At 40.3% G+C, this 6,388-nt stretch carries 7 protein-coding genes and 1 pseudogene; 3 read left to right on the top strand and 5 right to left on the bottom strand.

The features are described 5' to 3' along the window. Positions 1–160: pseudogene (locus O9334_RS10865) on the top strand (GDP-mannose 4,6-dehydratase); the annotation flags it as partial. Between the two features lie 68 nt (positions 161–228). On the opposite strand, the gene O9334_RS10860 reads toward O9334_RS10865, so the two are convergent. After that, on the bottom strand, positions 229–1,206 hold the full coding sequence (locus O9334_RS10860; protein ID WP_045359878.1) for a glycosyltransferase: 978 nt from the start codon (positions 1,204–1,206) through the stop codon (positions 229–231). A gap of 270 nt (positions 1,207–1,476) precedes the next feature. Here O9334_RS10860 and O9334_RS10855 point away from each other — a divergent pair, with 270 nt between their 5' ends. Next, positions 1,477–1,668, top strand: coding sequence for a DUF2949 domain-containing protein (locus tag O9334_RS10855; protein WP_002758191.1), 192 nt, complete (start codon positions 1,477–1,479; stop codon positions 1,666–1,668). Between the two features lie 369 nt (positions 1,669–2,037). Here the strand turns inward: O9334_RS10855 and O9334_RS10850 are convergent, their stop codons facing one another. From O9334_RS10850 to O9334_RS10840, 3 genes are all read right to left on the bottom strand, one after another. Further along, complete coding sequence (locus tag O9334_RS10850; RefSeq protein ID WP_045359877.1) at positions 2,038–2,496, bottom strand: nitrate reductase associated protein; 459 nt, start codon at positions 2,494–2,496, stop codon at positions 2,038–2,040. A gap of 75 nt (positions 2,497–2,571) precedes the next feature. After that, positions 2,572–3,411, bottom strand: a complete 840-nt coding sequence (locus O9334_RS10845) for a prephenate/arogenate dehydrogenase (RefSeq protein ID WP_288000271.1) — start codon at positions 3,409–3,411, stop codon at positions 2,572–2,574. Between the two features lie 5 nt (positions 3,412–3,416). Then, entirely contained in the window at positions 3,417–3,779 is a 363-nt protein-coding gene (locus O9334_RS10840; RefSeq protein WP_045359873.1) for a cupin domain-containing protein, read from the bottom strand. Between the two features lie 104 nt (positions 3,780–3,883). Between O9334_RS10840 and O9334_RS10835 the strand changes: the two genes are divergently transcribed. Next, on the top strand, positions 3,884–4,336 hold the full coding sequence (locus O9334_RS10835) for an SRPBCC family protein (protein ID WP_288000270.1): 453 nt from the start codon (positions 3,884–3,886) through the stop codon (positions 4,334–4,336). A 205-nt stretch (positions 4,337–4,541) separates the two neighbouring features. On the opposite strand, the gene O9334_RS10830 is transcribed toward O9334_RS10835, so the two are convergent. Next, positions 4,542–6,113: a hypothetical protein gene (locus O9334_RS10830; RefSeq protein WP_190381383.1), complete on the bottom strand. Its 1,572-nt coding sequence runs from the start codon at positions 6,111–6,113 to the stop codon at positions 4,542–4,544. Positions 6,114–6,388: the final 275 nt, after the last annotated feature.

Genomic DNA, 6,388 nt, shown 5'->3' with positions numbered 1-6,388 from the left:
AGGCTGGCAGCCGTCGGTAACGTTCGAGGGACTGGTAAAATTAATGGTAGATGCGGATTTAGCGGCTTTGGGGATTAATCTTAATAACGGTGGTGATAGCGGACAGTTATTAAAAGATTTGGCTTATCTTCGCAATCGTTCCTTAATTGCCGTCGATTAAAAAGTCGGGTGGTTTAGGGAAGCGCAACCCAACCCCCGTCTTGATCCATCGCCATTTTTACCTGACTTTTAGGAATAAATTGGGTCTTTTTCCAGCAACCCTAGCAGTTTTTGCATTTTAATCCAAGCCCTTCTCATTTGCCAGAATTTACTTTTTTCCATGGCGGCTATTTTACTGTCAGCTTTTTGTAATTCCTCGTCTCTTTCTCGATAATCAAATTGGTTTTTTTGCAATTCTTGTTGCAATTCTTGTTCATGAATTTCTAATTGTTTAATTCGTTCTCTAGCCTGTTCCAACTGAGCGAATATATCGACTTTTAAGGTGACTAAAGCGGCAAAAATGGTTTGGATATTTTGGGAGTAAAGTTGGGGATGATTATAAAAAAGTTGGGTGTAGGAATAGATATAGTTTTCTGCGGTCATTGAGCGACTCATAGAATCAGCTTTTTGCCGATAGAAAAATAACACTTCTGGGATACGATAGACTTCTCGACCTAATTCGATCAAAGATAACCAAAAATCGTGATCTTCCCAACCATAAATTAAATTAGTATTATAGCCGCCCACAGTTTCCCAATCGGATTTCCGAAATAAACCGGAGCAAAATATCATATTATCTACTAATATATCGGGAAATTTATACTCAGGCAGCGGCCAAATTCCTTGTCTATCGCCAAAATATTCCGCTTCGCAATAAACTATACCTAATTGCTCATTACTTTCTAGCAAAGTAACCGCTTTTTCTAGATAGGAATCGGCAATTTTATCATCGGCATCAAGAGGAAGAATATAGGTTCCTTGCCCTTGGGCAATTCCTAGATTTCTGGCCGTGGCAACCCCTTGATTTTCTGTGCGGATGATCCGGGTTTTTGGCTGTTGATAATCTTGTAAAATCTCGATGGTTTCCGGTTCTGTGGAGCCATCATCAATGACAAGGATTTCAAAGTTTTGGTATGTTTGCACTAAAACAGATGCGATCGCATGATCAAGATAGCGACCTTGATTATAGCAAGGAATAATCACGGAAACTTGAGGAACAGGACTCATTGAGGGCAATTCTCTCCTACTTGAGCAAAAACTAGGCTATCAATAGCTTATCCCAAAAGTTCCCCTTTCTCGTTTTTCTACTTAAAGGAAGTGTTGATATCCCTACTAGAAATTTCGGGATAGTAGGACATATTCTGGATAAGTTCTTCAATTATTCTGATCCGTGGACAAAATCACCCAATTGGGTGATCCCCGTGAGGGAAGTATCTCTTTTTAATAGAGGATAAGTTATTCAATAATCCGATTATCGTTACGAATGATCCTTGCATCATGGAAGCTCATCAACAAAAACAACTCCGCACTTTCCTCTTGGAAAAATTAGCCATTTCCCCCCGTTCCTTCGATATGGCTGTGCGTCTCTGTGAAGCATCGGTGGGTTCTTTGCCGATGGTTTTATGGCAGTACGGTTTAATCGATTTGTCGCAATTGAATCAAGTTTTTGACTGGATGGAAACTGTATAATTATTTTACAAGAATAGGCTCATTAATTATCATTTTTATTAAGAGAGCAGCAAGTTACTGCAATTTATTTAATTTATACGCCTGGATTAAGTCCCGTTAACGTTTACCATAGTAGAAAACCTACCCTTTACTGGTACTAATTAAACCAGCTATCATCCGCTATTCCACCCGGTTTAATTCGAGATTTATCTGGTCTAAAATACTAATACCAAATACGTTTTTAATAGTGTGATTAACTCCCAAGTTATGAATTGTTTTTCCCTGCTCCAGCACTCCCCAGTCTCCTATACCTTTTAAACAGGATTTAGTATTACTTGTCATGACAGTAAGGTAGAAAGAAACTTAATTAATCTGGCATAAGTTCTTGAGTTAGGCATCGACTATATGGAACTCTTTGAGGGCAGGATAAAAGTTAAGATTTTCGTGACTGGGACGACTGAGTTTAATCAGGGCAAACCGTTGGGATGGCTCTAGTTTTTGCCATTGTTCTAAACTAATTTCAATCTGGAATTCTTTGGCTTTTTCTAGGACTGTATCGGGAATCTGGCTATCATCTAGCCAAGCGGGATGGGAATCTATTGCTAGTTCTCCTGGGGGATTGCCAGTTTTTTCGGCGATTAATTTTTGCAGAAAATCTCGATAGATTTTGGCATCTGCTGCCGTCGTACAAGCCATATTAACTAATACCATTCTTTCTGGTTGAGTTAACTGCATCCAATGGGATAATTTTAATTTAACTCCACAGGTATCTAGTTTCATTCTCACGGTCATCGGGATACAACGTAAGGAGTCAACAAATTCGGCTTCAAAGTCGAAAAAGGTGGTCATATCATTTCATTAGTTTACTGAGGATAAATCTATGATACAGTGCCGTGGGATAATTGCTGGGGAAAAATGGTATTTTTATTGAATAAAATCGGCTCGATCTTGATGACTAGAGATGAGAATTTCCTCTAGTTCCTGCCATTTTTCTCCTGCAATATAGTCAATAATTTTATCAAGATTTTGCCGATAATTCGCCAAGGATATCAATAAAGCTTGACGATTGTATTTAGCCATCATTAAACCTAATTCGGGATTACCGCCACCGACGCGACTGGTATCGCGAAAACCAGAACTAGCTAAATTTTCCGCTAATTCGCGAATATTCAGGTCTTGTTCTTCCGCACAAGCTTGGATTAAACTGGTACTAATCATTACTGGCAGATGGGAAATCCAGGCCACGGCTCGATCGTGTTCTTCGGGAGAAGAATAATAAATTTTACAGCCTAATTTTTGTACTATTTCGGTTAAGATTTCCACGGCAAAATTAGGAGTAGATTCAAGGGTAGTAATCAGATATGGGGCATCGACAAATAATCCCAATTGTGCTGCATTAATTCCCTGTTCGGCTGTCCCGGCCATAGGATGACTACCGACAAAATTCGGCCACAATTGACTACAATTGGCCACAATTGCCCCTTTAACCGATCCCACATCGGTGACAATGGCTTGAGGTTTTAAATAGGGAGTTAATTTTTCCAAAGTTGGCACAATTAAATGTATGGGAGTACAAATAAAGATTAAATCGGCAGTAGCTAATAATTCTAAACTGGTGCTAGATTCGTTTACCACTCCTTTTTGTACAGCGATATCACAGGTGGATTGTTGACGAGAAACTCCCAAAACCTTATAACCTTGCGATCGAAAATCTAACCCCAAGGAACCACCAATTAAACCCAGTCCAATAATGCCAATATTCATTAGTTTTACTCAAAGATAATTTCGTCTTCCACTCGCCAAGCAGGATCGACAATGCACAAGAAAACTAAGGGTTCCTCCCCACAATTATGAATATATTGTTTAGCTAGAGGAGGTATATAAATGGCGGCACCGACAGTCACTAATTGCACTTCCTCATCGATGTGCATTTCCCCTTGTCCTTGCAGAATATAATAAACTTCCGCAGTTTTTAAAGCGTGGGGAGTAGAAGTTTCCCCCACATCTACCCACGCGTGGGCTAAACTATAACGTAGATTTAACGGCTGTTTATCGGGATGCAATAACTCACGCAATCGGGTATGATCACCGGCGATGAATTCCTCACATTCGAGCAGTTTTCTGATTAACATAGTAAAATTAAACCTGGAAGATTGTTTTTATTTTATCATTGAGTGAAAAGCTAAAGACTAATAGCCGTTATCATAGAAATATTCAGCATCGCCAGAATTAACGAATGACTTGGTTAGAACATAGTGTACAGGTAGAAGTGGACGCACCGATCGATCTGGTTTGGGAGCTCTGGTCAGATTTAGAACAAATGCCCCGGTGGATGAAATGGATCGAATCGGTGAAAATTCTCGAGGAGGAGCCAGAGCTTTCCCGTTGGAAGTTAGCCAGTGGTGGTCTAGAATTTACTTGGTTGTCACGGATACTGAAAATTGTCCCCCACCAGATAATTCAATGGGAATCCGTGGACGGTTTACCTAACCGCGGGGCAATTCGTTTTTATGACCGTCATGGTAAGAGTATTGTGCGACTGACAGCAGCCTATGCTATACCCGGTTGGTTAGGAAAATTGATGGATAATCTTTTCCTCGGTCGAGTGGTGGAATCAACCCTGCAAGCTGATCTAGAGCGTTTTCGCCTCTATGCGCTCAATATTGTCAATAATACGCCGCCAAGATGAGGTAATCACCGGTAATAAGCTTTTGACTAGCTAAATTGCTCGTTAAGACTGTCTATGAGCAGGGAGAGTCGGTCTGAGCATTTGTACTAAAATTTTCCATACCCAGTTCAAATGCAGTACAGCTTATTGCTGACGATCGACTCCCCAAAAGGAAAACTTCCTAAGAATATCCCGATCCAATTCCGCTATCACGGTTGAGGTATTTCTACTCGATTTTATAGAGATAGGCTTCCGGGGTTTCCAGAAGGGAAGTCATCGGGCGATCGAGAGGGGGAGTTTTGACGAGGGTAAAAATTGGAAATAAATCGTTCATTTGCATAGCCATTTTAAATTTCGGCTGGATGTAATAACTACCCGATGGGCAGGCATTGGTTATCGTTAGCTCTCTTTTGGTCATAAAGGTATCGATATAATCGTACTGACCATGCTCTTTTCTTTTGCCTTTCTTAGCCGGATCGCAAAGGGTTGAACCAACCGGAATCTGATTGATAATTTCCACTGTATCGGCCACGGATAGGAGTCTTTCGGAACCGTATTTACTAGCAAGATAACGTTGATTGAAATAGAGATTAGTTGCGATAGAATAGCCGATGATAATTGCTAAAACTAGAGCGAGGATCCTGTGGAAAGTCTTAGTAAAGTTTAGATAGGCAAGACTAGCGATCGCCAGAAGAATAGGAGCAAACCAGAGTAAGATTTTACGATGAGAATAAAAATGCTCATTAGGATAATTAGAGGAAGCATAGAGAAAAATTATCCAAGTAATCGCCAAAAAGCCGATCAGTGTTTTATTGCCTCGATATTTTTTGATGACTATGTATAGAGAAATGCCGAAAAAAATCACCGAAACTACAACATTGAAAATCGATATATTGTCATTCAAAAAAAATACTTGATTGCCCAGATAAACTGTTTCCCAAATCGCTTTAAATAGACGAGTGAACAGATTGCTCGATGGTTCACCGCTTGCTCCCTTCTCCGTGAGCGCTCTCACGATTCCCCTCGTATTTGCGAATCTCCCAACTATCTCACTATGCCAATACATAACTAAGGCGAGATTTGCCGAGAGAATCGATAGAAAAGGCAAAAGACATTTACGAGTGTTCTTGCGATTGCGATAAACAAACCATAGAGAGGCGATAACAGAAGTCACTGGGATAATTAACATCGTGGTGCTGTGTAAACTCACCAATATAGCGACAGTAATCCCGAAGAATATCCAAGCTATAGCCTGATAGAGCAGCGGCTTACTCGTTTCCATCTGGAACCGATAGAGTAAAGCAAAAACGAGCAGGAAAAAGGGTATTGGGCTAGGACACCATGAAAAATTATTAATAAAATAGTCCGCATAAATCGTGCTATACCAAAATCCTGCCAAACTGGACAGGAGAAGACGTTTATCTTGTTCTACATTTTCTAAAAGTTGATAAACAAAGTAGATTAAGAGGGGAATCGATAGAAAAGAAAATAGACCATTGGTAAGGACTTGAAATTCGGGGGCAGTACCGAAAATTGTTAGAGGAAACCCTAAATAAAAATAGAGGGGGGGAATTGTGAATCCATATTTTCCACCCCCCCCTGGTGGTCCCAATTGAGGAAAGTTTCCCTTCCACATATCCATCCAAAGATAAGCACCGCTAATCTGATCGGGATCCGGTCCGATATCGAAGGTAACGTATTCAAAAATACTGACAATCCTGGTGAAAAAGGCGAAGGCGATCGCTAGAATCCCTAAAATCAGTGCCGTTCCTCGGACTTTATTGATTGATTTCCCCATAAGTGTCGGTATTTTTATCCTAAAATTGTCTGGTAGCTTCGTGACCGTATCCCTGAATATTTATCTTCGCATGGTAGCACCAATTTCTAGTCTTACTCGGTCAGAATTATAGCGTTGCCGATAAAGACGAAGTAGAGTGCATCCCACTTTTGCCATGAGCATAAATACTTAAATCTGGTTTTCTGAGATGGAGCTACACTATGAGTAGATCACCTACATAGTAAGAGACTTATGGATACTGACAAAAAAGCCCAAATTCAAGCTCACGCTCAAGC

Source organism: Microcystis sp. LE19-8.1F, from assembly GCF_027531715.1.
GTDB lineage: Bacteria > Cyanobacteriota > Cyanobacteriia > Cyanobacteriales > Microcystaceae > Microcystis > Microcystis wesenbergii_A.
The sequence above is the reverse complement of the archived record's forward strand: the minus strand, read 5'-3'. Positions and strand labels throughout refer to the sequence as shown.